This window comes from Paenibacillus sp. F024 (assembly GCF_057814255.1).
Genome location: NZ_JBVASZ010000011.1, coordinates 1 through 25066 on the forward strand (window position 1 = coordinate 1; position 25066 = coordinate 25066).

Consider the following 25066-nt stretch of genomic DNA (forward strand, 5'->3'; position numbering starts at 1 on the left):
TGCTGGTCATGAACCTCGAAAAGAGACTCCGGGTTCTCTTTTTGCCTTTTTTGCAATGGCTCTGGTCGACCCTTGCATTCCGCTTGCCCGTGATGCCGTAAAATGTGACCCGTTCAGCAAGCCCTATTTATGGAATGCCTTTGGGTTTGTAAGCAAACCAGAACAATGACACAAATGTGCCCTCAATCATTTAGTTGATTGAGGGCACATTTGTGTCAAAACCCTTATTGAGGGTATTGTTGAGTCGTCATTGGGGAGGGATTTGAGTCATTAGACAATTGGACATAAACCCATAAATTCATATGTAAGAAGGCTTATAGGTGTTTTATAGATATATGTACAAAATACGGGTTTTGTGAATAAGTATAGCGATAATATACAATATGACTCAAATTCATACATCTATATATATGTTCAATGTGCTCTCGCTTAATCTTATTCCGGCTACATCGTATCGGCAGCCGGAATTTATATATTTCATCTTATTTTTCTGCGAAATCTAAAATTTCCATAATCAATCACGACAATCTTTCCATATTTCTTTAAACGCAAATTTGCATAATTAGGTTTACCCTTATGAGTAAGAATTTCATATGGAATAATTCCATAGCTTCTAAATATGGCTCTCAGTCGTAATATTTTCCTCTTATTTATTTTTAGGTGCGGGATTTTCCGCTTATATTTTTTCATTGTTAGCCAATGATATCCATTTCTATCATAATTGATAATTTTACCGAGATATTTTCTTAAGTAAGGCGAAGATGATTTAAAAGTCAGCACTTCTCTTCTATTGCTTTTGATGCCATAAATCGATTTGGCAACTTTCAAAACTTTTCCATTGCCAAGATCATACACAATCCTTCTTGCGCCTGCCCCGATGAATTTTTTCTTCTTTTTATTTTTTTTCTTTGCTGAATAGTAACGATTATTTAAAACCTTAATGGGCTTTGTGTAAATAAGCGGACCATTACCTAGATCGTATACAATTTGCTCTCTACCTGCCCCATTGTTTCTCTTCCCTTTTATTTCCATTTTCATGTACTCATTCAAGAATATCAAAGCCATATCACTCCTTTTCGACATATCTGGCGTCTACAGCTGCGCTAATGCTTTTGTAACCCAGTGTATGTTGAGAACTACGACCTGAACTGGGTATTGAAATAAATAATAAAAATGGCCTATAGGTGCATTGAGCAAAACGAAACGAGACTATGCCAAAGAAAAATTCTTGTGCATAGCCTCATTTATTATTGACCACTCTTAATTAAACTGCAGAGGATGGTTTGATATTCTCTTGTTGATTCTTCTTCACAGACTTGTTTGCTACTACCGTAATCACAAATGCCAAGCTCAGTGCAGCAGCCATCGCAATGATAAAGCCGCCCATATTGTTCGATAACAGCGGCCCCATGAAAGATGGAACATAGGCTGTACCCCGGATGTTGAACAAGCCTACAAGTCCCCCTCCCACGCCGGCTGAAATGATTGCGCCCATAAAAACGATCTTGTTGGAAAACATGAAGGGATATGCAGCCTCGACAAATGTACCGAAGCCCATATTAATCAGAAAGCCTGGAGTGGCTACGGCGGCTTCCCCCTTGTCACGCGGAGCAACGATGTTGGCCAATGTAATGCCTGCAGACACCATGACTAAGCCGACCATATCAACAGCGCCTAAGAAGCTGTTCCCCGTATTCTCCATTTCCAGCAGAACGATCGGAAGAATGGCCGCATGATAAATACCGCCTAGAATAGCTGGCCATATCAGGAGTCCGGCAATGATCCCCGCAAGAATGGGATTAAACGAAACGGCCTGATCAATGACAAAGCGGATCAATTCCCCGGCTTGCAGTGCGATCGGTGCGATGAAGTAATAAACGATCAGTCCGGATATAAGACCGGCAAATCCTCCTGCAACAATATTCACGGTTGTCATAGGAAACCGCCACTGTACACATTTCGTAAACAGAAATTGCACCAGCAATCCGGCTCCGATACCACCGATGATTCCCCCGATAATGCCTCCTTCAATGGATAAAGTACCGGCTATAACACCGGCAGCAATGGATACTTCATCCAAATCAGATATTTGCTTCGCCGCGATAACGGCCAAAATTACAGGCAGCGCTTTAATCATCAGATCAAATACGGCTTTTAATCCTTGCAGCGCCGGGATCTGGCTGAGAGCCAAAACAATGGCCATTGCGATAAAAGCGGGCAACGAAGACTGCATAACCCCTTTTAGATTGATTTTCTTAAATGGGCTCCCGGATGTGAAAGCACGATCTGCTCTAGCCTCCCCAAGTACGGGGTAATACTTGATTCCCCAATATTTGCATAATGAAGTCAAGAAAGAAACCGCTCTGGTCCGGTTAGTCGTACCTGTTGTCCCTGAAGCAGCGATGACATTTGCCCCATTAGAGCGGATTAGGGCCATTGAGGTACCGCCTGTACCGACGACAGGTATCCCTTTTTCTGCCGCTGCCAAGATGGCTTGTTTATTGACATGCTCAGGATCGGTACTCATAACGATCAAACCGTCAATACTTCCGGAGCTGATGAACTCGGCAATTTCGGCATCTAATGCTGCGGCAGCCAGGTTCGTGTCCTTCAATAATCCCTCGAACACCTTCCTGATACGCAGTTCCTCCGGATCCCAGTTGTATAGTGAAGCGGTTGTCTGGTCTTTAGCCGAATCCATGGATTCGGAGGCTGAGATAAATTGCAGAGCCCGTATCTGAACACCGGCACCTTTACACTGGGTTATGATTTCCCCGATCAATTTGTCGGGCTCTTCCCCTCCCAAATTAAATAAATTCCCCCCGCTGCTTCCCAGGATGGCGACTTGCTTCAACGTTCTGCCCCTCTCGATCTTCAAATTACAAGTGACTTCATGGTCATCTTTCGTTATCAAAATAAAAGAACTTTGCAGTGAGGAAGATGCTTTCCTTTCCCTCGTCCCAAAGCTCTTTTCAATAAAATATACTTATATACTGATTATACCAAAGTGTGGATGCATATCAACTACAAATTTACAGATTACGGATAAAATAGGTTATATCTAATGTGAATATAAATGCAAAGTCCTATCTGATTTTGAATAAGCGTTGAAATAATCCAGGCCTGAACCGACCGGTTCTCTTCGGCGCCTCAACGGAAACCGCTGCCTCAAATTGGGAGCGGAGATGCTCTGTGATCTGCCGATCGCGCCATTTTATTGAATCCTCGATATATTGCTGCTGCTGCTCCATCGCTTTCGATTGCTCATCCAACTTTTGAATTAACAAATGAATAAGTTCGTTTTGGTCCGATACCTTTTCGGCAAGGTCATCCAATTGTTTGTCGAAATTAGATTTGGCTTCCGGTGAGTGATAAATGATGACATTGCCCCCAAGCCATTCACGCACCTGGTTGTAGGTCCAGCCTTCGCTTTGAATCTTTTCTTTAATCGCCAGTAAATCGGTGATGTTCTTTTGATTAAAACGCCGATGACCGCGAGAGGTACGCTCGACTTGTAAATTAAATTCCTTTTGGTACACACGGATTAAATCGTCCGACAGCTCCGTTATTTCTGAGACTTGTTTGGTAGTGTAATAGACTTCGGCAGAAGCTTCATTTTCCAATTCGAACATCGTTTGCACAATATTCCCTCCCTATTTAAATCTCGGCCAACACCTATTCCCATTCTCGCTTCTACTATTTTCATTGTAGCTTCAAAGAGATGAATTTACAGTCGAAATCGGGGTGTCGGATATTTAACAATAGTGAGGAATGACGCTTTGGTATTGTCTTCGATGCGTTGAATTTTGACGATTGCTGTTGACCTGCTGCCCTTGGGAATTTACACTGCCGTCCATCCTCCATCGACCATAACGGTATGGCCTGTGACCAAATCGGAGGCAGAGCTCGCCAGATAAATGACCGTGCCCAGAACATCCTCTGGCCTTCCGATCCTCTGGATGGGCTGACGCCGAAGGTACTCTTCTCTAAAGGCGTCCTGTGCAAATAAATTTTCGGTTAATGGCGTTAATAAATACGTCGGACCGATGGCATTTACATTGATGCCAAATTCCGCCCATTCCGCTGCAAGCGTCCGGGTTAGATTAATGACGCCTGCCTTGCTTGCAGTATAGGAAGAACGTTCAGCGGAACCGACCATTCCGTTGATTGACGCGATGTTGATGATTTTTCCGCCGCGTTGCTGGATCATCACTTTAGCGATCGCTTGACAGCAAAAGAATACGCCCTTTAAATTGACATCCATCACCCGATCCCATTCTTCTTCCGTAACCTCTACTGCCTTTTTCCTGATGATCACTCCGGCATTGTTTATAAGTACATTTATTTTCCCAAAGGCATCACAAGCTTGCCCGACCATATTTCCGATACTGCGCACATCAGTTACATCCAATTCAACGGCCAAAGCTTTCGAGCCATTTTGGCGGACTTCCTCTGCCGTCGCACGGGCCGCTTCTATTTTTCCAGGGAGCTCGGTAATAACAAGATCAGCTCCGGCTTGAGCAATCCCCAGTGCAATGCTCTTTCCGATACCGGAACCGCTTCCAGTGACGATGGCCACTTTTCCGTCAAGGTTAAACATGAGCTTATCCTCCTATGCGGCTTGTGAATTTATTTGCTTTATGTAAGCGTGAAACAGAAGTTGAATTAATTCTATTGTCTACTATAAAACCGCTCATGTCTAATAAAAAATAGAAGCCGATTAAGAATGATGGACTCCCGAATCATACAAGCAAAAATTTAATCCTCTTCTCATTTATTCATGATATTATACTGAAAGAATCACAGCCATTTGACCTGTCAGCGGATGGCTTAAAGCTTCCAGTACAATACCAGCCCAGGAGGGATGGCCGCCAAACCGCATAGGCAAATTCAGTTCTATGACCATGCTGATAAAAATGAAGAGGAGCGTTTGAAATGATTCGCCGGACGGGTCTGATATTCGTGGGTTTATTGGTCATTCTAATCAATTTTTATTCTTTCCAACAAAAAGAAAGTCCTCTTTATCAAGACCAGGTAGCCGTTTTGGTGTATCACCATATCGATGACGACACTCCAGGTCCGGTGACCATAACCTCGGGTTTATTTAAAGGACAGCTGACCGATTTGCTTCATCGGGGATATCATTTTATTACTCTGAATCAGTTAAAGAATTTTCTCACGGGCACAGCCTCTGTCCCTGACAATGCGGTGTTGGTGACTTTCGATGACGGGTACGAAAGCTTTTATACGAAGGCATACCCTATTTTACATGAGCTTCATATCCCTGCTGTCAATTTTGTAATCACCAAAGATTTGGAAAATCCCGGTGGTTCGGCTATCCCTTCATTAACACCTGAGGAAATCACACAAATGGTATCGGAGGATCCTGAGTTGGATTTTCAATGCCATTCCGACCGGCTCCATGAACAAATAGAGGCCAAGGCTTTGCTTACGAATAAGATTCAGATAAATGGAAGCTTGGAAACGGATGATGACTATCATAAGCGGATCACAGAAGATACTTTACGCTGCATTCATAAATTACAAGCGCTGGAGCCTAATGTGGAAGACACTTATGCCTATCCGTTTGGGAGCTACGACTCTACCTCCGAATCGCTGCTAATGCAGTCCGGAATCCGTTACGGTTTTACAACGAAAAGCGGGATGGTGACAAATCAAACGGATAGGATGCAGCTGCCTCGTATTAATGCAGGCAGTCCTTTTGTTAAACCTGTCTCAGTCAATAATTTGATCATGCGTAATTTACATAAACATTACTGATTTATTTCAAATAACTTAACATAATTAATATTATGTAAACATAAATAACCCTTACCCCGTCTTTATACTGTTGTAAATTTATTTCCAGATGACTTTGGTAATCCTGCCAATGTATAATTAGATAGCTGCACCCGTTTATAATCTACCCTTTTCTGCCAGCCGTTTTAGTAGAGTTTTATAATGAAGGAGGCCGTTTCCGGTGAACAAAAGCTTCAAAATATTGGCATGCTCGACATTGGCTTTTACCATGTTTTCGTCCATAGCCATGGCCAATCCGGTAGAAAATAAGGCTGCGTTTACCGCGGCAAACGCAAAGGTGTCTTCTGCTTTCAATGATTTGGCTGATATAGATCCTGCTTTGAAAGCAAAGATTGATTCATTACTGTCTCAAGGGATTTTTGAAGGGGTTTCGGAGGATACCTTCGGCATTCATGCAAACATGACTCGTGCCCAGTTTGCAAAGGTGGCTGCATTAGTCTTCGAATTAGAAGTGGATTACAGCTTGAGAACCTCCAGCTTTTCGGATGTTCGTGCCGATGATCCGCAGAATGGCTGGGCCATTCCTTACATTGAAGCTGCGAAGAAAGCCGGACTGATCGACGGAATGACCGATACGGAATTTGCCCCGGGAGATAATGTAACGATTGGTCAACTGGATAAAGTTTTCGTGGTCGGTTTGGGCAAGCAAGTGAGCTTGGCAGGCAGCCCTTGGTATGAGGACGCTGTAAAGCAAGCTCAGGCTCTAGGAATCCATCCGTCAGGCAAAGATGGCAGTACTGTAGCTTCTCGTGCCGATCTGGTCGTTAGCGCACATGCCGGCTCCGAAGCGTACTATAAGCAGAACAATACGGCTCCGGTAACGATTGTTTCGGTCAAATCCGCCGATAATAAAAGCGTCCAAGTGACATTAAACCAGGCTGTCGATCCTTCCAAGGTAACGCTTTCCCTTAAAAAGGATACCCAACAATTATCTACAACCACCATGTGGTCCAATGATCGTAAATCAGCCGATTTAACCATTAGCGGTACGGAGCTTACCTCCGGTGAATACACGATCATACTAAGCGGTCTTAGCCAACCTCTTACTGCGACGTTGACCGTTTCAGCAACGATCAGCACTAACGATCCGAAAGTATCGATTACGAGCCCTGGCGATCTCGCCGCTGTGATCGACAGCGGATTAACGAGTGGGGCTACAGGTTTTGACGGATTAGTAACCCAAGCCATAGCCGAAGATCCCACACGAAGCAAATTTGCAAAAGAAATCAAATTTAATGTCACGAATGCGGCTGGTGAAGAAGTTGCCGTAGGCGGTATTATTGAATCGATCACATCATCCGATCCCAATGTGCTTAGAGTCGGCCGATCCAGTGACAGCCGCGGCTATGTTCTGGGCAATAAAGCGGGTACAGCGATTGTGAATATCGTTTATAGGACCAATAAGGGCGAAAGCAAAGTTACATCGGTGACCATGAATGTCAAAAACGATGTCGTAGCCGCAACCCAGCTGGAAGCTGATTCGAGAGCGTATCAAAGAATGACGGTAACCAATAACGTGTATTCCGCCGAATTTAATGCTTATACCGCAATGAATCTTAAAGTATACGACAACTATGGTATTAAATACCAAAAAGATGAAGTGCAAAAGTATAACTTTGCCCTAGCTGTCATTATTATACCGGAGAATATTGTTGGCGATCCGGATAACGGCCCGACGGGTACGGTGACCATCGACCCGGATGGAACCGTACATGTTACCGGCAACGTTACGGGGTTTGATTTGACAGCACATTTACCGAATACGAAGAGCGCAGCCACAGAATTTCAGCTTCGCTGATCTTAAAAACAAAAAGACACTTGTTTGCCTATTGGCACAGCAAGTGTCTTTTTGCAATGAAGGCGTGCGGTTCACTGAGATTTCAAGCCCGCTCATTTTATTGCTTATCCTCCCTGTTACACGTCATAGACCGCAAAGCGGCACGAAAATCGTCATCCTTCATCGGTTCTTTATCCGGATTGTCCTTAGAACGTTCAGGCTTGTCCGGCTGACGAAATTTTTGAAGCGCCTTTCGGTAGTCCTGATCGTCGATTTTATGGTTATTCACCGGCCGAAGAGTTTCATCTGAATCACTTCTTTGAAGAGCTGAAGGCTTGTCTCTTACCGGAATGCTTTCCGATGAGGATCGGGAGCTTTCCGAATGCGCTGTGAACGGTGAATCCTGTTGGGTTACTAAAGTTGTTTTGGCAACGTCGGATGATTCCGGCTTCTCCATATTTTCTTCATGACGTTCGGCGGCAGGATATTGTCTTTCGCTTCTTTTGGAGGTTGATGAGAAAGAACGGAGATTATAAATAATAAGAATCACAATAAGGATCAGGCCTATGGCAATGCTCAAAATGGGAATAATCATCGCCTCTCCCCCTTTCTTACACTATGGCCGCGATTTACACATGTACAAATCTCTTCGCAATCTGGGCGACCCGTTCTCCCAATGCTCTGCCAAGCTCTTTTCCCTGCTCGCTAATGAGCTCTTCCTTATCGATCGGACAAGTGATGCCGACACCATAATAAGAACCGTATAGGGCATTCTCTGGAATATTGCCGGGAAGACCCGCAATAATCATTCCATGATGAAGCATGGGCGTCATCAGACTGACCATGGTTGACTCTAAGCCGCCATGCTGTGTCGCCGTCGTACAAAATACCGCCCCGATTTTATTGATCAGCTTGCCGTTCGCCCAGAGGTGTCCGAGTTTATCGATCCAGGCTTTTAATCCTGAGCTAATCGTTCCAAAGTGGCCGGGGCATCCCCATATGATGGCATCCATATCGGCAAGGTCGTAAACACTTGCCGAATGGACATCATGAATATATACCTCTGCCCGGTCCTCCCTCGAGGCTCCTTCAGCGATAGCTTTGGCCAGGGCTTCCGTATGACCGCCTTCGCTATCATATACAATGTAAATTTTCATCTTAATCGCCTCCGCTTGACGAGATTTCTAACACTTTCCGTACATTAGCCTTGCCGGGTTTGCCCGGGTGGCGGAAGCATAATGACCTCGGTGTGCGTGATCTCTTCCTTTTTCTTTGCCTCTTTATCTTTCCACACATCCCTCAGAAATACACTAAGAACCAAGGCAACGGCTGAAATGATGGAGGTCCAGAAAAATGCATCGTTGATTCCCATCACTGTGGACTCCAGTCTGGCTTGTCCGGCAAGCGCGTTTATGGCCTGCGTTTGTGCCTGTGCCAACGGCAGGTGTGCTGTATCCGCAATGCTGCGTACCAGTGTATTAAACGAATCTATAAAGCTTGGATTTGTAGTATTCATCTGATCGGTATACGAAGCAAAATGGAACGTTGTCCGGTTTGTAAAAATCGTAGTGATCAGGCTTGTGCCAATCGAACCGCTAATCTGCCGCAGCGTATTGGACATGGCTGTACCGTGCTTGTTCATGCTTTGTGGAAGCTGATTCATTCCCGCCGTCATAATCGGCATCATTAATAACGACATTCCAAAGAAACGAAGCAAATACAGAATCATGATAAAGCTGTAGGTCGATTCCAATGTCAATTTGGTAAATTCAAATGTGGTTACGGTCGTAATGATCATTCCGATGATCGCCAACGGCCGCGGACCGATTTTATCGAATAATATCCCGGATACAGGTGACATGACCATCATCACCAGCGCACCCGGAAGCATAAGAAGCCCGGATTCCAGAGGCGTAAAGCCTCTTAAGTTTTGCAAGTAAATCGGGAGCAGAATCATTCCCGCGAACATGCTTGCCGTAAGAAACACATTGATAATTGTGGATAAGGAAAACATGCTGTATTTAAACACGCGCATATCCAGCATAGGCGTATCGGACTGCAATTGCTGCAGAACAAAGACGAATATTAAAACCAGGCCGACAATAATATAGGCCAAAACCGTTAGATCCGTCCAGCCTTTGGTTCCCGCTTCCGTCAAGCCATATAAAAGCAATCCAACCCCGGTTAAAGAGGTAAAGGTACCGAAATAATCGAGCTTGATTTTTTTCGGTTCTTCTATGTTCTTTAGCTTAAAAAAGGCAATAATAAGAACCAAAATGCCTAAGGGTATCATTCCCGAAAAGAGAAGATGCCAGTCATAGTTCTGCACGACCCAACCTGACAGTGTCGGACCTACTGCCGGAGCGAACATCATGGCCAGCCCGAAAAGCCCCATCCCCTTGCCGCGCATCTCCGGAGGGAAGATGTACAAAATTACGCTCATGACAAGCGGGGAAAGCACTCCCCCTCCTACGGCCTGAATCAAACGGCCGGTCAGCATAATAGAAAAGTTCGGGGCCACGCTGCAGATCAGCGCACCTACCGTAAAACAAAACATCGCGATCAAAAACAACAGACGAACTCCGAATCTCTCGATTAAGAAGGCGGATAAAGGAATTAATATCCCGTTGACCAGCATATAACCGGTCAGCAGCCACTGAATCGTGTTCGTCGTCACACCGAATTCGGCAGTCATATGTGGAAGAGCAACGTTTAACAACGTCTGGTTCAAAATAGCCAAGAACAATCCCAGCATCAACACGGTCAATAGCGGGATGTGTTGAGATATACCGCCGCCGCTGCTCTTCACAGCCGTATGTTGTGAAGCCATATCGCTGCTCCTTTCCATTGATTTCTTCTATCAGACAACTTATTTTTTCGTGATTTTAACTTCGGCATTCATTCCTGGAAGGACTTTATCCGAATAATTGCTGATCGAGATTTTCACCTGTACTTTTTGCGTTACTTTCGTATAGTTACCGCTGGTATTGCTTGTCGGCAGCAGGGAAAATACGGAGTTGGTTGCGCGTCCGATCTCCTCTACCTTCCCTTTCAACGTATTGTTGGAATCTCCGTCGACCGTGACATCGACATCCGATCCGACTTGAATATCTTTAACGTCGGTTTCATCAATATTAGCTGTAACATACAGCTTTTTCATATCGATGATCTGGGCTAAGGTTTGACCGGGTTGAACCATTTGGCCTTCTTTAGCCTGGGCTTTCACAATTGTACCTTCAAGCATAGGACTAACATTTACCGTCTTGGTACCGTCATTGACTTGGCCTACGGTGTTGGATTTCGAAACGACATCCCCTTCCTTCCCGCTCCAGCTGGTCAAGGTTCCTGCCGTTGGCGCGGACAGGCTGATTATATCTCCGGCAACACGTGCATCCTCGGTCTTAATGTATTGAGAGCTTTGAAGGTAGTAATAAAAGCCTCCCATAACCAGAGCTACGATAAATAAAATGCCAAACAAGTTGGCTGCGAACAATCGACCTTTCATTGAACATTCTCCCTCCATATTTTAATATATGAATTACTTTATTACAAAGTATTTTACAATAAAATAATTTATCACAATAAAAATAAGAATACAAATAGTAAAGAAATCCTGTATACTGGAATGAATGAATCTACTGGAGATGAATAGAGACAATGGAAGGGCATAAAGGTCCAATGGAACTAACCGCTCAAATCGAAGCTATGGATCATCTGAACGAGACGTTCATAAGATACAAAATGAAACTGCTGGAAACCTGCCATAAAGATCCGCAGTTTCGTATGAATGCAACCAAATATCATATCCTAAAAACGATATACCACCGGCAAACCTGCATGGTCGCCGATATATCGCGGCAGCTGCAGCTGTCCTCGGGAGCTACGACGATTTCGCTGAATCAGCTGGAGGAAGACAAGCTTGTTGAGCGGCTCCGGAGCCGGGAGGACCGCCGTTCGGTCAGGCTTATGCTAACCCCCTATGGCAAAAAGCTTATTGAAGACGCGATGGATGTCCGAAACCGGCTTTTGGTTGATATGCTTGAGCCGCTATCGCTGGAAGAACGGGAGCAGTTATTTTACCTGGTGGATAAAATATCCGTGCAGTTGGCCAAGAAGATCGATTCGGATGAGCTATAAATGATATAATGATTTAACGTTACGAGTAACGAGGTTGAGGGTGATTCCGAAATGCTGCAGCTGATTGCGATGATTACGATGCTGATTGATCATGTGGGGTATATTTTTTTCCCTCATACGGATTTGTTCCGTATCATCGGCCGTATGGCCTTTCCACTCTACTGCTGGTTCCTGGTTCAAGGCTACCTCTATACGAGCAATTTAAAAAACTACTTATGGAGACTGTTTTGGCTCGCATGCTTGTCACAGATTCCATACACTCTGGCATTCGATGATTGGGAATTAAATGTGATCTTCACACTCTTGTTTTCGATATTAGGCTTGGTTGTGCTCGATCACATTGCAAATGCGCGATACAGGAATATACTCCTTGCCGGACTGCTCTGCGCGACATGGCTTATCCCCATGGATTACGGGATTTATGGAGTCCTGCTGGTTTTCATTTACCGTTATTGTACCGGCTGGAGAATGATCGGTTATCATATCGCACTGAATTTTATGTATATGGCCGCATATGGTACAGGAGCTTGGGTACAATTGTTCAGTCTATTGGGAACCCTTCTGTTCGCTTACCCGATTCCTTATTATTCACTCAATGTGAAGAAATGGCTGTATCGCAGCTTCTATCCCGCCCATTTGCTCCTCTTATTCCTTCTTTACGCTTGGATTGAACAATCCTGATCTGCAGCTTGTAAAAAAACGGGGTGAAGAGCAGCTGCTCCTCACCCCGTTGATGTTTAAACCTCTTATAGAATTCAACTATTCATGATTCTCTTTATCCTTAGAATCTTTCACCATATGGTCATACTTGGCATATCGGCCATCCACCTCCGAGGCCAGCTGACGGTATATTCTGGTTTCTTCCACGATCGGATCGATTTGCGCTTGAATACGAATCTCCGTCTTGAGCGGCAGCCGCTTGCGTGCAGCTTCGTTGGCGTTCTCCTGCCTGAGCTCACCTTCCATAAGCTTTTGCGCCAATCGTTCTTCCAGTTCTCCGGAACTCATGCTCTAATCCTCCTTTACTCTTCATTCATCAACCATTTGTTATAGCCTGTCCATATAACAGAATCGCTATAAGGCCGAGCCTGTTGAGCGGTTGAGCCGGAACGGATCCGATTTTTTTTCTAACCGCCGCAGCAAGATATACACGGACAGCAGCTCCAACGGCGCCGCAACGGCGGCAGCCAGACCGGCCAATCCCCCATTCATATGGGGAATGGTATAGACGAACAGAATCAATAAAACGATGGAGAACACAACGGATATCATCTTGCTCGCCATAATCGGCTTGGTTTTCCCCAACAGCATACACTTCCCGGCCAAAAAATCGATCCACGGAAACAATAGACTCTGAATCGCCAAAAACCTCAGCAGCACCTGAATTTCCTGCAGCAGCGGCCCATGTAACCCAAGCACACCTTCCAGCAGCCATCCTCCTCCTGTATTCGAGGAAATCGACAGGAGAAATGCAGGCGATAGTACGGATAAACAAGCAACGATAATCAAAACATTACGGCGGTCCGTTGAATAAAATTGAATGACGATTTGATGCACGGATGCACAGAACCAGGCGACCATGTTGGCGAGCTGGATGGCAACCGCATACGCGGCGACCGATAATGTCGGATTCGCACTGTTATTTAAAGCAGCTTGAATCGACGGATTCAACAACACAAGAACCATCGAAGAATAGAGTAAAGGCATATAAAAAGGAAGCAGCTGACGCGCCCGCTCTATGCTTTGATCTCCGTTTCTTTCTGGCAGCCGCCTTTTTAGAGACGATCCTTCCCAGCAGGCGACCACGCATTCGATGATGACACCGACCAGGAAAATAAGAGCGCCATATCTTCCGTCATCGGTCCAGCCATTTTGAATAAAATACCAGGACATCCCAAGCATGACCGTTACCCGAACCGCCATGCCAACCGTCATCCATCCTGTACGCAGCTGGTTGATGATCACACCTTGAAATAAACAGCGGATTGCAGTAACAAGATACAGCAGCGCAAGCACTTGATATACCTGGACGGTAGGATGTATGAGATGCTCCTTTACACCAAAGACATAGCGGAACAACAGCTGTCCTGCCGGAGTAAAGGCGATGATCAGACTTAAGACAATGAGAATCCCCGCAGTAACAGCGGTCAAACGTGCCACCGCCCGAAAAGAAATACGGTCTCGCGAGTATTTACTGGAGACTTGCCGGATGATATTCATCGGCAAATCGATCAGAAAGGACAAGCTTAACGCCACAGCATAGCTGCTTATTGTGACATCAGGCTGATCAGAACGGGCCAATACGCCATTAACAATGACATGCGTCAAAGCGGCCAATAATAACGAGGTTCCCAATGGGACATAAAACAATATGATCCGAAGCACGCTTCCCCATCCCTATCTATGATATGGTCTAGCTGTGGACTGCCGCGCTCTTATTTAGAACGGATCGATTTGAACGGCGACCTGCTTGCCGCTTGCCTGAATCCCTGTTTTTTTACGGCCTGACAGGCTTAGATCCCGAGCCAATTCCTCTAAAAGCGCTTTCGCTTTCCCGCCTTCTTTGCCCTGCACGCGCACAACGAGCATGACCGAATCGCCGGATTTGAGAATGCGCTGCGCCTGCTGCATTTTGGTTTCATAGTCATGGGCTTCGATCTGGGGCGTAAGACGGATCTCCTTGAGCTTAGGTTCACGTTCTTGTTTCTTAGCCTGCTGCGCCTCCTGCTTGGCCGTTCCCGCTCCAATCAGCTTACATGGCGGAGGACTACTCATGAGTGAGGTGCAAACCAGATCCACCTTCAGCTTTTTGGCTAAAGCCAAAGCCTCTTTCGTCGGGACAACTCCCAGGTCTTCTCCGTTCAGTCCGGTGAGTCGGACCTCGGAGGCTTTAATTTTTTCATTCATAATCATTGGCATTACACCTGAACTTTCTTTATAATGAACCCATATTACCGTGTTAAAGGAGATTTTTCAATGAGTCAGAAAGAACTTGAACAGCAAATCATCCGCAATTACCAGCGTGACGAGAATATGATGATTCTTGTATTCGCCCAATGGTGCATTAATCATGATCTCGATCCGGCCGATTTGTACCGTCGGGCTTATCCGCAGCAGGATCCCAATCCCTCATTGCAGCAGACCATCGAATTGACCGTGCCTAAGGAAGAAGCCGGTGAAATTGCCGATGAAACACTGCTCGGCGTCTTATCTCTGTTCGGTAATGATGAACTTGCATTGGTTGTGACAGAGGAGATTCAAAACCGTCGGAAGCGCACCAATCGATAATGAAAATACCGTTCACTCCGCAAACAAAAAATCTGCTCTGGCCTATGCCGGAACAGACTTTTGATTTGCGGGAATTGAATTACAATGGCTTTCCCATTTTCATGACTTGTTCTTTGATCCTAAACTGTACGCTCGTACCCTTTCCCGTATCTTTGGAGGAATGAATCAGCATCCGATAGGAGGCGCCATAAAGCATCTTGAGGCGGGAATCCACATTCTTCATCCCGTAGCCCGATGAGGATATAATGCCTTCCTCCAGAACGTCGCCATTCAACAATTCCAGCTGTTTATTCAGCTGCTCCCCGGTCATCCCCACTCCGTTATCCGAAACGTCCACGACAACTTCATCTTCTTCGAGAAAGCCTGTAATCAGGATCAAACCCTTCTTTCTCAACCGCCGCATCCCGTGCACAATCGCATTCTCGACAAGCGGCTGCATCACCAACTTGCCGATCGGATACTGCGCAACCTCGTCAGATAAATGGAGGGCAAAGTCGAAACGCTCCTCAAACCTGATTTTTTGAATCTGCAGATAGACACGCACCATTTCAAACTCTTCGGCCAGCGTGATGGTCTCACGGCCCTGGCTTAAAATCATGCGGAACAGCTTGGACAGCCCGCTGACCATCTCGCTGATTTTGGGTTGTTCATTCTCCTGAGCAAGCCAATGAATCGAATCCAATGTATTGTATAAAAAATGAGGATTGATCTGATACTCCAGAACTCTAAGCTCAAACAGCCTTTTTAAGCGCTGCTGCTCCTTTAAATCCGTCATCAAATCCTCGATTTCCGACGCCATCAGATTAAATTGGTCTCCGATGATTCGGATTTCATCGTTGCCCTTGAGTGATATTCGCGTCCCCCACTTTTTTTGACCGAATTTGCGCATGGCCTTGATAAGCTGTCTGAGCCTTTGAGACAGTATTTTGGTAGCCCACATGGATACGATCAAAGCAAGCAGTAGAAAAATCACATAACCGTATATCAGCTTCTTTCGGATTTCACCCGTTTCTTTAAGAATAAATTCCTTGTCGAGCCCGACAAAAAGATAGCCCTGACGATCCAATCTCATGAGAACGGTTCTCCATGTGCGGTCGTTAAGATGAACATCTGTCAGCTTCGAAGCGATATCTACCGCGGCCTGATCGATCAACTGGCCTGTCCCGCCCTGGATTTTCTTGCTGTCGTATACCATCCATGCGCTCTCCGAGGCGTTAATCATGCCGAATATCATCTGACCGTAATAATTATAGGTATCAAAGGAGCTGCGAACCGCATCCAAAGAAAGATTGACAATGACATACCCGATGACATCGGTCGGCTGGGTGACTCCATAGATTTTTCGGGTGATGGTAATCATATCCTCGTTTTTGATGAGTGCGTCGCTCACGCTCCATGCCAATCCGGACTGCTCTGCCGAGACCACCGTCTGAAACAGCTCGGAACGCTCCAAATCTTCAGGATAAATCTGATAATTTTCCGAGGTATTCAAATATACCTCTCGATTCAGATCGACGACGGCGATGGAAAATATATTGTTCCAAACCAGCCTGGATCGGGACAGCAGGTTCCTCATGGCATGCTGATTGTCATATTTCTCCTGAAGAAGAACGTTCTGATCCAGCCAGCGTCCTGCAGCTCCATCCTCCTTGGATTGCTTGGCGGAGGCTAAGATACGCTGCACGTCAGGGTCAATCAAAATTTGGTTCGTTAAGGTCGTTACATCGTTAAAAATGGCCCGTATTTCTCTGCTCGTCGCATGTTCAAGCACATACAGGGTATTGTTCATTTCCGCCTCTTTTTGGTCGATTTGATCGGACATCAGCTGGGCAATGACTGCGATCAACAGCAGATTCGGAATCGAGATGATAAGAATGAGCTTGATGAATATTTTGCTGTTGAGGGTGGCGTACCATTGAAAGAAATACGTGAAGAGCCGATTAAGCATAGGAACCGGATTCCCCTTTGTAGTCAGAAGGGTTTTTACCGACCCATTTTTTGAAATAGCTGCTGAAATAAAGAGGGTTTTCGTAGCCGACCTTTTCCGCTATTTCGGATATTTTCAGATCGGTGTTGTTTAACAGCTGCTTGGCTTTTTCCATACGCGTCTTGGCCAGATACTGCATGCAGGAGAGCCCGGTATGCTTACGGAACGTTTGCGTCAAATAATTGGGGTGCAGCGAAACGAGATCGGCAAGCGATTGAAGAGTAAGGGAAAAATCGTGATAATGCTGTTCTATGTATGCGGCCACCCTGTCAACAATATCAGAGGTTACGCTGGTTTTGGTTACCGTACCGCGGCTGATTACACACGCTTCAAGCCACTTCTCCATCCGTTTGATTGCGGCAGCCATCGATGGATGATGCAATTGCGGTAGTGCGGGATATTGAATTCCCAGTTCTTGAAACAGTTTTTCTACGGAGACAGCAAGCTTATATAAGCCTTGAAGCGTATGGGCATCTCCCGGATTGTCCGCCGTCAGCATCCGAAGAAATTGCCGTGCGTGCACCAGCGCCTCCTCGGACCTTCCCGTGCCCAGCGCCATGCGGAATTTCTGCTCCTCCTCCAGTGGATAGCAAGATTTCCCCAAGGAATGGGCTTCCAATAGATCGTAGGCTTGACCTACGGACTGCGGGATCCGGGCAATGCCGCGAACAACCGTTCCGATTGCGGTGGCCACCGGAATTCCAAGAATTTTGTCGGCCAGAAGGGCAAAATTGTGCAGACCGTCAGCCGTGTATGAATCGGCAGGGTGAATACCGAACACCAGCGTTCGTTCATCCTTAATCAAGACAAAGCCTTGGACGTCTGCGAGGAGGGTTTCGCTAAACAGATGCTTTGTTCCGGCGCAGTACAGCAGCAAATCCCGCTGTGACAGCTCCAGCTCGCTCTTCTTCAACCGGACGACGCCGCCGGCATATTCCCCATCCAGGGGGAAAGGAAAGCAGTCGGCATTCTCCTTCAGCTCCGCCATGGAAAGCAGCTTTCCATCCAGCAAGTCCGAAAGAAGCTTCTCCCTCACATAACTCTCGGTATTGGTGTTTGCCGGTCTGGCCGCATGCTGTTGAGAGGCCATGCGCAAACGCTCCTTGACGATGTCCTCACGGATCACACATAAGATGCCATGCAGTTCTGCCGGCTGAATCGGTTTGGTGATATACCGGCATACCTTTAGGTCGATCGCTTTTTGCGCGAGCCTGAAATCCTCATGTCCGGATAAGATCGCACAGGTAATTCCGGGATAACGGAGATTTACCTGTTCAATCAATTCAATGCCGTCCATAAACTGCATATAAATATCCGTGATAATCAAATCGGGTAAAACCTCGGCTGTCTCGAGCCACTGCAGTGCCGTTTCCCCATCGTCTGCCGTACTTAATACACAGAAGCCGTCATTCAGCTGGGTAATGGCCTTCTCTAATCCTTTTCTAATCGCTTGCTCGTCTTCAACCACTAAAATGTTCATTTCAGACATACTCCCCTCCATTGTTAAAGACGGCGCAGCAATGGGCCAATACCGTCTCATTGCCGCGCCGTCCGTATGTCTGCCTGTACAGCAAACCAGGGATACCGCTTAGTTATTGTCGGACATTATCTATACTACACAGGAATGGTTAATTAATAAATTGCTAATTTGCCCAGTACATATCACCGGTGGTTTCTGTTATCAATACGTCCTCAAGAAAGCGAACCGCTTTATTAAAGCCTTCCTGCACGGACATAAGCCCGTCTTCGTGTTCGATGCTGATGGCTCCGGTGTAGCCTGCGATCCGCAGGGCGCTGATGATCGATTTCCAGGTGTCGGCTCCATGACCGTAGCCTACGGTCCGAAAAACCCAAGATCGGTCGGCGATATTTCTGTATGATTTCGTATCCAGCACCCCATTGAGCGCCGTATTATTGGGGAAGATCACCGTATCCTTGGCATGGAAATGATAAATCCGGTCCTTCAGCGCCAAGATGGACGAAACCGGATCCATGCCCTGCCAGAACAGATGGCTGGGATCAAAGTTCACCCCTACCTGCTCTCCTCCCACATCACAAAGCCTTAATGCCGTTTCCGTGTTGTAGACTACAAATCCGGGATGGGGCTCAACGGCAGCCTTGACGCCATGCTCGCGAATAAACGAGCCCATCTCTTTCCAATACGGAATCACCTTTTCTTGCCACTGCCACTCTACGATTTCCGCAAAGTCAGTAGGCCAGGGACACGTGATCCATACGGGCCGCTGCGAGGTCTCCGATTCGCCCGGGCAGCCGGAGAAATTGACGACCGTATCGACGCCCAGGCGTTGGGCCAGCCGAATCGTGTTCTGGAAGTCGCGGTGATGCTCCCCGGCGATCGTTTTGTTAGGGTGAAGCGGATTCCCATGACAGCTCAGCGAGCTGATTTCCAGCTTGTAACGGTCAAGCAATTGCCGGAAGCGCTCGATTTCTTCGGGGTTATCCAGCAGCTCTGCAGGCTTGCAGTGATGGTTGCCGACATAGCCGCCTGTGGCAAGCTCTACCGTTTGAACCCCGCATTCAGCTGCATAAGAGAGCGCTTCTTCCAAGGATTTCTTTCTGAACAAGGTCAGGAATACGCCTAATTTCATATGATAATCTCCCTTCTATTTTTAAATGGCGTTATCAATGCTTACCCAGCTTTTCTTCGCCGATGCAGCTTCCACCGCTTCCAGAATGACTTGATTTTTAACTCCGTCTTCAAAATTGGGAGCGGGTTGATAGCCTTGGGCGATCCCGTTCATCAGCTCATGCACCAGGTTGATAAATGTATGCTCATATCCGATAATGTGAGCCGCAGGCCAATAGGCGCCGGCATAAGGGTGATGCTCTTCCGTACAATTGATCAACCGGTAGCCTTGGAGTCCCGGTTCATCATCGGCAAAGTAGACCTCAAGATTGTTCATGTTCTCCAGATCCCAGCGGATCGACGCTTTCTCGCCGTTGATCTCAAAGCGTTTGCCGTTTTTATTCCCGCCCGCAAACCGGGTGGCTTCGAATGTCCCGATGGCCCCGTTCTCAAACCGGGCGATAAATACCGAGGCATCGTCCACATCCACCGTTCCTTTAGTGCCGCTCTTCCCGCTTCCGCTCAGTCCTCCGCTCGCTTCAGCGATCGGGCGCTCCTTGATAAAGGTCTCCATCGTTCCGACGACCTCGGTAAACTCACCGACCAGAAAACGGGCCAAATCGATAATGTGAGCCGCGAGATCGCCGTGCGTTCCGGAACCGCAGACGTCCTTTTGCAGACGCCAGACCAGCGGGAATTCCGGATCCATGATCCAATCCTGCAGGTAGGTGGCGCGTATATGATAAATGCGGCCGAGCCTTCCTTCTTCGATCAGCTTTTTGGCAAATTGGACGGCCGGAGCAAACCGGTAATTATGGCAAATCATATGCAGCTTGCCCGACGCTCTTGCCGCCTCCAGCATCCGCCTTGACTGCTCGACATTCATGGCAAGCGGCTTCTCGCAGAGGACATGCTTTCCGGCCTGCAGTGCGGCGATAGCCATCTCGGCATGGGTATTGTTCGGGGTCACAATATCGATCAAGTCGATGTCGTCCCGCTCCACAAGGCGCTTCCAGTCCGTTTCATAGGAGGCCCAGCCCATCTTATGCGCGGCGGAACGGACGCCGTTCTCGTCTCTGCCGGCAATCGCTTGAAGCACGGGGACCGCATCCGTATCAAAGTAAAAGGGCAAATCCCGGTAAGCATGGCTGTGCGCCTTCCCCATAAATTTGTAGCCGATCATTCCAATACGGACTTGCTTTGGGGCTGTCTCTGGCATGATTCACCATTCCTTTCTTGTAGTGTGCTAGTCCTTCATGGAGCCGCTCGTCAAGCCGCTGACAATATATTGCTGCAAAGTGACAAAAATCAGAATGATCGGCAGCGCAGCGATCGTCGCTACAGCCATGAGGTTGTTCCACTCGGTTCCATACTCGCCAATAAATTTGTATAACCCCATAGTCAGCGGACGTATGGCTTCATTGGTCGTAAGCGTCAGGGCGAATATAAAATCCCCCCAGCCCCAGAGAAAGCAGAACGCGCCTACCGTCAGCAGGCCCGGCTTCACCAGCGGCAGAATGATCCGCCAGAAGGCGCTGAATTTGCCGCTGCCGTCAATTAAAGCGGCTTCTTCAAGACCCGAAGGAAGCGCGAGAAAATAAGGGCGCAGCACGAGGATCGCAAAAGGCAGCGAATGCGTTGTGTTGGCGACGATTAAGGCAAGGAAGCTGTTGATCAGCTGCATTTTGGAAAATGCGATAAACAACGGCATCGCCAGCATGATCGTCGGCAGCATTTGGGTGGCCAGCAGCAAAATCAGGATCGCGGCTTTCCCCCACATGCGCAGCCGGGCCAGACCGTAGGCCGCAGGAGCGGCAAGGACCAGCGTGAGCAGCATCGTGCCCGATGCGATGATAAAGCTGTTGCCGATATACCCGAGCATGGAACGGTTGGACATAAAATTGTCGATATAGGCGGAAAAGGTGAGCTCATGAGGGAACATATGCGGCGGGTTGGCGAACAATTCCCCCATCGGCTTGAGCGACGTAGCGATCATCCAGTACACGGGAAACAAAAACACTAGGGTAGCCGCAGCTCCAATGAAAGTAAGCGCGAAATCTTGTTTGCGGTATTTGGCATGTGCCGTCAATGATGCTCCTCCTTTCGCATCAACCAAAGATAAACGGCCGACAAAGCGATAAGTATAAAGAACATAACGCTTGATACGGCAGCGCCCAAACTAAATTCGAAGTTGACAAAGGCCAGGCGGTACGCATACAGAGGAAATACCGTGGACGCGTTGACAGGGCCTCCTCCGGTCATGATAAAAATCAGGTCAAAGACTTTAAAGGTGTAAATCAGCCCGAGCATCAGCAGCACCAGAATCGTAGGCCTCATCAGCGGCATGGTTATATAGCGGAACTGGCGCCAGCGCCCCGCCCCGTCGATCTTGGCCGCCTCGTAGAGATGGTCCGGCAAGGACTGCAGTCCGGCTAGCAAGATGATCATATTAAACGGAACCCCGATCCAAATATTGGCCAGAATGGTGCCGTATAATGCGGTTTTTTCCTCCGACAGCCAAAAACGGTGATTTTCGATCAAACCGAGCTGCTGCATAAGATAGTTTATTACGCCGTGATCGCCTGCCAGCATCCACTTGAATAAGGTGGCTGTAATGACAATCGGCATCATCCATGCGAGCAGCATCACCGAACGCATCATATCGCGTCCCGGAAACCGCTGATTGAAAAACAAGGCGAGCGAGAAGCCGATCCCGAATTGGAAAACGATGCTCAGCACCGTAAATATGGCTGAATTTTTAAAAGAAACCGCAAATAATTCATCCTGGAAGATCGTTTTATAATTCAGCAGTCCGACGAAATCGTGCTCGCCTCTCAAATTGATCAGAGTAACATTTTGAAAGCTGATCAGTAAGTTGTACAAAATTGGAAACACAAGAAAGATGACCATAAACAGGACGCCGGGCAATACGAAAACATAATTGGTCAGACGGTTCCACAAGCTGTACAAGCTTCTTCGGGAAGCGTTCGGCACATGCCTTCTTGATGCGGGTGAAAGCTCTCTCTCCATAATCTCCCTCATTCCCTGTGCAGGGATGAAACCGTCCGGTTTCATCCCTTGTCCTGTTATTGAAGAAGCGGTTTGATTTTGGCATCCGTTTCCTTAACCGCGTCTTCCGGTGATTTCACTCCCGTCAACACCTGTTGAATCATCTCCTGCACCGCATCGGAAATTTTCGGATAGTTAGGGCCGTACGCACGGGCTTTAGCGACATTCATGCCGTCCGAGAAAATTTTTAAATGTTTGTCTGCCTGCCAATAAGGATCTTGGATGAAATCCTTGCGGCTGGGCAGTCGGCCCGCCGCCTTCAGGAAGTTTTTCAAGTATTCTCCCTGGTTGGCGAACTTTACAATATCCCAGGCGATATCCTTATGCTTCGACGTCGAAGTAATCGCCCAATTTTCCCCGCCGAGAATCGTGCCCCCTTGTTTGTTGACGGGCAGTGCAACGATGTCCCACTTAAACTTGGCATCCTTTTTCAGCACTGGAATTTGCCACGTTCCATTGACCATCATGGCCGTATTACCTGCGACAAACTGCAGCATCGTGGCCTGCTGATCTTGTCCGAGGATTTCCTTGGACATCGTGCTGCTATCCAGAAGCTCCTTCCAAAGCTTAATCGCCTCTACTGTGCCCGGACTGTTGAAACTCATCAAATCCGAGCCGGCCTGCCACACGAACGGCAGAAACTGGAACGTTCCCTGTTCGTTTCTCACAGCGGAGACACTCATGCCGTAAACGCCCTGCTTCGTCAGCTTTTTGGCGGCATCCAACAGCTCGTTCCAGTTTGTGGGAGGCTTGACGCCCGCCTGCTCCAGCATATCGACGTTATAGTATAGCGCGAGGTTATTGCTGCTGTTCGGCACGCCGTAATTTTTATCCTTGTAGACTGTCGAAGACCAAGGACCTTCAAAGTATTGATCGGCTTGCCCCCACGCCTTCACCTCCGCCGTGATATCGGCGAGAACGCCGGCTGCAGCGAACGCCTGATGATCCGGGTTATCGATCCATACGATGTCGGGGAGTTGCCCTGCAGCCGAGCCTAACAGCAGCTTATTTTTTAAATCGCCGAACGGAACGTACGTACGTTCGATAGTCACATTCGGATTCGCTTTCTGGTAATCGTCGATCACTTTGGTTAGTGCGGCGACCATCGCATCGGAATTCATATAATCCCACCAGGTAATCTTCACCTTATCGGTCGAATTGCTCGTTTGTCCGCCGGATGCCGGCGCCCCCGAAGGAGACGTCGACCCGTCCCCGGTAGAGCTGGGATTACAAGCTGCGGTAAGTCCCAATACGGATACGAGTGCCGCCAAACCGATTTTTCTCCACATGGATATCGTCCCTCCCATTTTCATGATTGCTTTGCTTTTTGCAAAAGGCTGAAATCATTCAGACGAACCGGCATTCGGCTTGTGGCCGACTGAATGGCCGCACAGGTCAATTCGAAGCTGCGAATGTTATCCTGAATCGGCGTCGCCGGAATACGGTGCTGCTGAATCGCCGTTACAAAATCAGCTAGAGACGACGCTCGGTCACCCAATGGTGCGGGGTTGGGTTCGATGACACGGCCTACGGCGTTCTCGGGAGCATCACCTGTCCATAACGTGATTTCATCATTGATCATCTCGATCGCGCCTTGATCCCCGACGATGCGTATATCCCCGTTCCAGCTCGTTTCCTTCCCCCGGGAAACCCAGCTTCCAAAATAGTGCACATGGATTCCCTTTTCCATTTGCATGGTGACGCTGGCGGAGGGATTGCCGCTAAACCAGCTCCATGAGGGCCGAAAGCTTCGCGCCATGATCTCTTCCACTTCTGCGTTAAGCAAAAACCGGAGAATGTCCAAATGATGAATCGCCATGTCCTCCAATAAAATGTCGGTGTATTTATCGCGCCAACCTCCGAATTTCATGGCCTTGCGGAATGCATATTCCACATAACCCACAGAGCCGACCGCCCCCTCGTTCAGAAGCTTTTTAACGGTTTGAACGGGAGCTCTCCACCGGTAATTTTGGCTGACCGCGATTTGTTGATTAAAGCCCCGGCTGACGTCAAGCAGCTCAACCGCTTCTTCATAGGTATGGGTCATCGGCTTTTCCATCAAAACGTGAAGTCCTCCCTCCAGCGCCTGAACGGCAAGAGTCTTGTGCGTCTGCGGCGGGGTAACGATCAAGGCGATGTCCGCTTCGATTTCCCGGAAGGCGTCCTCCGGCTGCCGGAATAATCGCTCTTGAGGCAAACCGGTGATTTGAGCCGCTTTGGCCAGATTGTCAGGCATGATGTCAACCACCGCCGCCAACTCCGCCCCAGGGTAGTCCTTAACAATTTGAAGCCAGGATTGTCCGAATCCACCGGCTCCGATTTGAATAATCCGCATTATGCTCACGCAGGAGACCTCCTTTGTTCTTAAGCGATAAGCGCTTACATAAAACTATACCCAATC

Annotated in this window: 24 protein-coding genes; 5 read left to right on the forward strand and 19 right to left on the reverse strand. The window is 47.5% G+C overall.

Going from position 1 to position 25066, the window contains the following annotated elements; translation table 11 throughout:
• Positions 1 to 477: 477 nt before the first annotated feature.
• The 4 genes from ACZYR9_RS12910 to ACZYR9_RS12925 form a co-directional block, all read right to left on the reverse strand.
• Positions 478 to 1032 carry a hypothetical protein gene (locus ACZYR9_RS12910; protein WP_488978909.1) on the reverse strand — a complete coding sequence of 185 codons (555 nt, stop codon included), beginning with the start codon at positions 1030 to 1032 and terminating at the stop codon, positions 478 to 480.
• A 232-nt stretch (positions 1033 to 1264) separates the two neighbouring features.
• Entirely contained in the window at positions 1265 to 2854 is a 1590-nt protein-coding gene (locus ACZYR9_RS12915) for a PTS sugar transporter (RefSeq protein ID WP_488978910.1), read from the reverse strand.
• 232 nt (positions 2855 to 3086) lie between these two features.
• Positions 3087 to 3632, reverse strand: coding sequence for a MerR family transcriptional regulator (locus ACZYR9_RS12920; RefSeq protein WP_488979074.1), 546 nt, complete (start codon positions 3630 to 3632; stop codon positions 3087 to 3089).
• Between the two features lie 209 nt (positions 3633 to 3841).
• A complete protein-coding gene (locus ACZYR9_RS12925; protein ID WP_488978911.1) occupies positions 3842 to 4600 on the reverse strand; it encodes an SDR family NAD(P)-dependent oxidoreductase in 759 nt (252 codons plus the stop codon).
• A 335-nt stretch (positions 4601 to 4935) separates the two neighbouring features.
• Between ACZYR9_RS12925 and ACZYR9_RS12930 the strand changes: the two genes are divergently transcribed.
• Complete coding sequence (locus ACZYR9_RS12930) at positions 4936 to 5781, forward strand: polysaccharide deacetylase family protein (RefSeq protein ID WP_488978912.1); 846 nt, start codon at positions 4936 to 4938, stop codon at positions 5779 to 5781.
• Between the two features lie 199 nt (positions 5782 to 5980).
• Entirely contained in the window at positions 5981 to 7618 is a 1638-nt protein-coding gene (locus tag ACZYR9_RS12935) for an S-layer homology domain-containing protein (protein ID WP_488978913.1), read from the forward strand.
• 97 nt (positions 7619 to 7715) lie between these two features.
• On the opposite strand, the gene ACZYR9_RS12940 is transcribed toward ACZYR9_RS12935, so the two are convergent.
• The 4 genes from ACZYR9_RS12940 to ACZYR9_RS12955 are packed head-to-tail and all read right to left on the reverse strand — an operon-like array spanning position 7716 to position 11102.
• Positions 7716 to 8192 (reverse strand): hypothetical protein, encoded by a 477-nt coding sequence (locus ACZYR9_RS12940; RefSeq protein WP_488978914.1) that lies wholly within the window; start codon positions 8190 to 8192, stop codon positions 7716 to 7718.
• Positions 8193 to 8226: 34 nt separating this feature from the next.
• Positions 8227 to 8754: an NAD(P)H-dependent oxidoreductase gene (locus ACZYR9_RS12945; protein ID WP_488978915.1), complete on the reverse strand. Its 528-nt coding sequence runs from the start codon at positions 8752 to 8754 to the stop codon at positions 8227 to 8229.
• A 44-nt stretch (positions 8755 to 8798) separates the two neighbouring features.
• Complete coding sequence (locus ACZYR9_RS12950; RefSeq protein ID WP_488978916.1) at positions 8799 to 10427, reverse strand: DHA2 family efflux MFS transporter permease subunit; 1629 nt, start codon at positions 10425 to 10427, stop codon at positions 8799 to 8801.
• A gap of 39 nt (positions 10428 to 10466) precedes the next feature.
• Positions 10467 to 11102 carry an HlyD family secretion protein gene (locus ACZYR9_RS12955; RefSeq protein ID WP_488978917.1) on the reverse strand — a complete coding sequence of 212 codons (636 nt, stop codon included), beginning with the start codon at positions 11100 to 11102 and terminating at the stop codon, positions 10467 to 10469.
• Positions 11103 to 11254: 152 nt separating this feature from the next.
• Here ACZYR9_RS12955 and ACZYR9_RS12960 point away from each other — a divergent pair, with 152 nt between their 5' ends.
• Positions 11255 to 11734, forward strand: coding sequence for a MarR family winged helix-turn-helix transcriptional regulator (locus tag ACZYR9_RS12960; protein ID WP_488978918.1), 480 nt, complete (start codon positions 11255 to 11257; stop codon positions 11732 to 11734).
• 51 nt (positions 11735 to 11785) lie between these two features.
• The gene (locus ACZYR9_RS12965; RefSeq protein ID WP_488978919.1) at positions 11786 to 12415 is read left to right on the forward strand and encodes a TraX family protein; all 630 of its coding nucleotides are present in this window, start codon (positions 11786 to 11788) and stop codon (positions 12413 to 12415) included.
• 78 nt (positions 12416 to 12493) lie between these two features.
• Here the strand turns inward: ACZYR9_RS12965 and ACZYR9_RS12970 are convergent, their stop codons facing one another.
• From ACZYR9_RS12970 to infC, 3 genes are all read right to left on the reverse strand, one after another.
• The gene (locus tag ACZYR9_RS12970; protein WP_488978920.1) at positions 12494 to 12742 is read right to left on the reverse strand and encodes a hypothetical protein; all 249 of its coding nucleotides are present in this window, start codon (positions 12740 to 12742) and stop codon (positions 12494 to 12496) included.
• A gap of 66 nt (positions 12743 to 12808) precedes the next feature.
• Positions 12809 to 14119 carry a hypothetical protein gene (locus ACZYR9_RS12975; protein ID WP_488978921.1) on the reverse strand — a complete coding sequence of 437 codons (1311 nt, stop codon included), beginning with the start codon at positions 14117 to 14119 and terminating at the stop codon, positions 12809 to 12811.
• Between the two features lie 54 nt (positions 14120 to 14173).
• On the reverse strand, positions 14174 to 14647 hold the full coding sequence (gene infC / locus ACZYR9_RS12980) for a translation initiation factor IF-3 (protein ID WP_488978922.1): 474 nt from the start codon (positions 14645 to 14647) through the stop codon (positions 14174 to 14176).
• Positions 14648 to 14710: 63 nt separating this feature from the next.
• On the opposite strand from infC, the gene ACZYR9_RS12985 reads away from it, so the two are divergent.
• A complete protein-coding gene (locus ACZYR9_RS12985) occupies positions 14711 to 15022 on the forward strand; it encodes a hypothetical protein (RefSeq protein WP_488978923.1) in 312 nt (103 codons plus the stop codon).
• Between the two features lie 79 nt (positions 15023 to 15101).
• On the opposite strand, the gene ACZYR9_RS12990 is transcribed toward ACZYR9_RS12985, so the two are convergent.
• From ACZYR9_RS12990 to ACZYR9_RS13025, 8 genes are all read right to left on the reverse strand, one after another.
• Positions 15102 to 16970, reverse strand: a complete 1869-nt coding sequence (locus ACZYR9_RS12990; protein WP_488978924.1) for a sensor histidine kinase — start codon at positions 16968 to 16970, stop codon at positions 15102 to 15104.
• Positions 16963 to 18498, reverse strand: coding sequence for a response regulator transcription factor (locus ACZYR9_RS12995; protein WP_488978925.1), 1536 nt, complete (start codon positions 18496 to 18498; stop codon positions 16963 to 16965). Before ACZYR9_RS12995 ends, ACZYR9_RS12990 begins: the two co-directional genes overlap by 8 nt.
• A 154-nt stretch (positions 18499 to 18652) precedes the next feature.
• Positions 18653 to 19618, reverse strand: coding sequence for a sugar phosphate isomerase/epimerase family protein (locus ACZYR9_RS13000; protein WP_488978926.1), 966 nt, complete (start codon positions 19616 to 19618; stop codon positions 18653 to 18655).
• Positions 19619 to 19639: 21 nt separating this feature from the next.
• A complete protein-coding gene (locus tag ACZYR9_RS13005) occupies positions 19640 to 20815 on the reverse strand; it encodes a Gfo/Idh/MocA family protein (RefSeq protein ID WP_488978927.1) in 1176 nt (391 codons plus the stop codon).
• A 27-nt stretch (positions 20816 to 20842) separates the two neighbouring features.
• Positions 20843 to 21685, reverse strand: coding sequence for a carbohydrate ABC transporter permease (locus tag ACZYR9_RS13010; protein WP_488978928.1), 843 nt, complete (start codon positions 21683 to 21685; stop codon positions 20843 to 20845).
• Entirely contained in the window at positions 21682 to 22671 is a 990-nt protein-coding gene (locus tag ACZYR9_RS13015) for a carbohydrate ABC transporter permease (protein WP_488978929.1), read from the reverse strand. Before ACZYR9_RS13015 ends, ACZYR9_RS13010 begins: the two co-directional genes overlap by 4 nt.
• Positions 22672 to 22682: 11 nt before the next feature.
• On the reverse strand, positions 22683 to 23954 hold the full coding sequence (locus ACZYR9_RS13020) for an ABC transporter substrate-binding protein (protein WP_488978930.1): 1272 nt from the start codon (positions 23952 to 23954) through the stop codon (positions 22683 to 22685).
• Between the two features lie 20 nt (positions 23955 to 23974).
• Positions 23975 to 25000 (reverse strand): Gfo/Idh/MocA family protein, encoded by a 1026-nt coding sequence (locus ACZYR9_RS13025; RefSeq protein ID WP_488979075.1) that lies wholly within the window; start codon positions 24998 to 25000, stop codon positions 23975 to 23977.
• Positions 25001 to 25066 lie beyond the last annotated feature (66 nt).

Coding starts and splice junctions, on each gene's coding strand:
- ACZYR9_RS12910 (WP_488978909.1), bottom strand. CDS start 1,032: ATGGAAATAAAAGGGAAGAGAAACAATGGGGCAGGTAGAGAGCAAATT.
- ACZYR9_RS12920 (WP_488979074.1), bottom strand. CDS start 3,632: ATGTTCGAATTGGAAAATGAAGCTTCTGCCGAAGTCTATTACACTACC.
- ACZYR9_RS12925 (WP_488978911.1), bottom strand. CDS start 4,600: ATGTTTAACCTTGACGGAAAAGTGGCCATCGTCACTGGAAGCGGTTCC.
- ACZYR9_RS12930 (WP_488978912.1), top strand. CDS start 4,936: ATGATTCGCCGGACGGGTCTGATATTCGTGGGTTTATTGGTCATTCTA.
- ACZYR9_RS12940 (WP_488978914.1), bottom strand. CDS start 8,192: ATGATTATTCCCATTTTGAGCATTGCCATAGGCCTGATCCTTATTGTG.
- ACZYR9_RS12945 (WP_488978915.1), bottom strand. CDS start 8,754: ATGAAAATTTACATTGTATATGATAGCGAAGGCGGTCATACGGAAGCC.
- ACZYR9_RS12950 (WP_488978916.1), bottom strand. CDS start 10,427: ATGGCTTCACAACATACGGCTGTGAAGAGCAGCGGCGGCGGTATATCT.
- ACZYR9_RS12955 (WP_488978917.1), bottom strand. CDS start 11,102: ATGAAAGGTCGATTGTTCGCAGCCAACTTGTTTGGCATTTTATTTATC.
- ACZYR9_RS12960 (WP_488978918.1), top strand. CDS start 11,255: ATGGAAGGGCATAAAGGTCCAATGGAACTAACCGCTCAAATCGAAGCT.
- ACZYR9_RS12965 (WP_488978919.1), top strand. CDS start 11,786: ATGCTGCAGCTGATTGCGATGATTACGATGCTGATTGATCATGTGGGG.
- ACZYR9_RS12970 (WP_488978920.1), bottom strand. CDS start 12,742: ATGAGTTCCGGAGAACTGGAAGAACGATTGGCGCAAAAGCTTATGGAA.
- infC (WP_488978922.1), bottom strand. CDS start 14,647: ATGATTATGAATGAAAAAATTAAAGCCTCCGAGGTCCGACTCACCGGA.
- ACZYR9_RS12985 (WP_488978923.1), top strand. CDS start 14,711: ATGAGTCAGAAAGAACTTGAACAGCAAATCATCCGCAATTACCAGCGT.
- ACZYR9_RS12990 (WP_488978924.1), bottom strand. CDS start 16,970: ATGCTTAATCGGCTCTTCACGTATTTCTTTCAATGGTACGCCACCCTC.
- ACZYR9_RS12995 (WP_488978925.1), bottom strand. CDS start 18,498: ATGTCTGAAATGAACATTTTAGTGGTTGAAGACGAGCAAGCGATTAGA.
- ACZYR9_RS13000 (WP_488978926.1), bottom strand. CDS start 19,618: ATGAAATTAGGCGTATTCCTGACCTTGTTCAGAAAGAAATCCTTGGAA.
- ACZYR9_RS13005 (WP_488978927.1), bottom strand. CDS start 20,815: ATGCCAGAGACAGCCCCAAAGCAAGTCCGTATTGGAATGATCGGCTAC.
- ACZYR9_RS13015 (WP_488978929.1), bottom strand. CDS start 22,671: ATGAAACCGGACGGTTTCATCCCTGCACAGGGAATGAGGGAGATTATG.
- ACZYR9_RS13020 (WP_488978930.1), bottom strand. CDS start 23,954: ATGTGGAGAAAAATCGGTTTGGCGGCACTCGTATCCGTATTGGGACTT.
- ACZYR9_RS13025 (WP_488979075.1), bottom strand. CDS start 25,000: ATGCGGATTATTCAAATCGGAGCCGGTGGATTCGGACAATCCTGGCTT.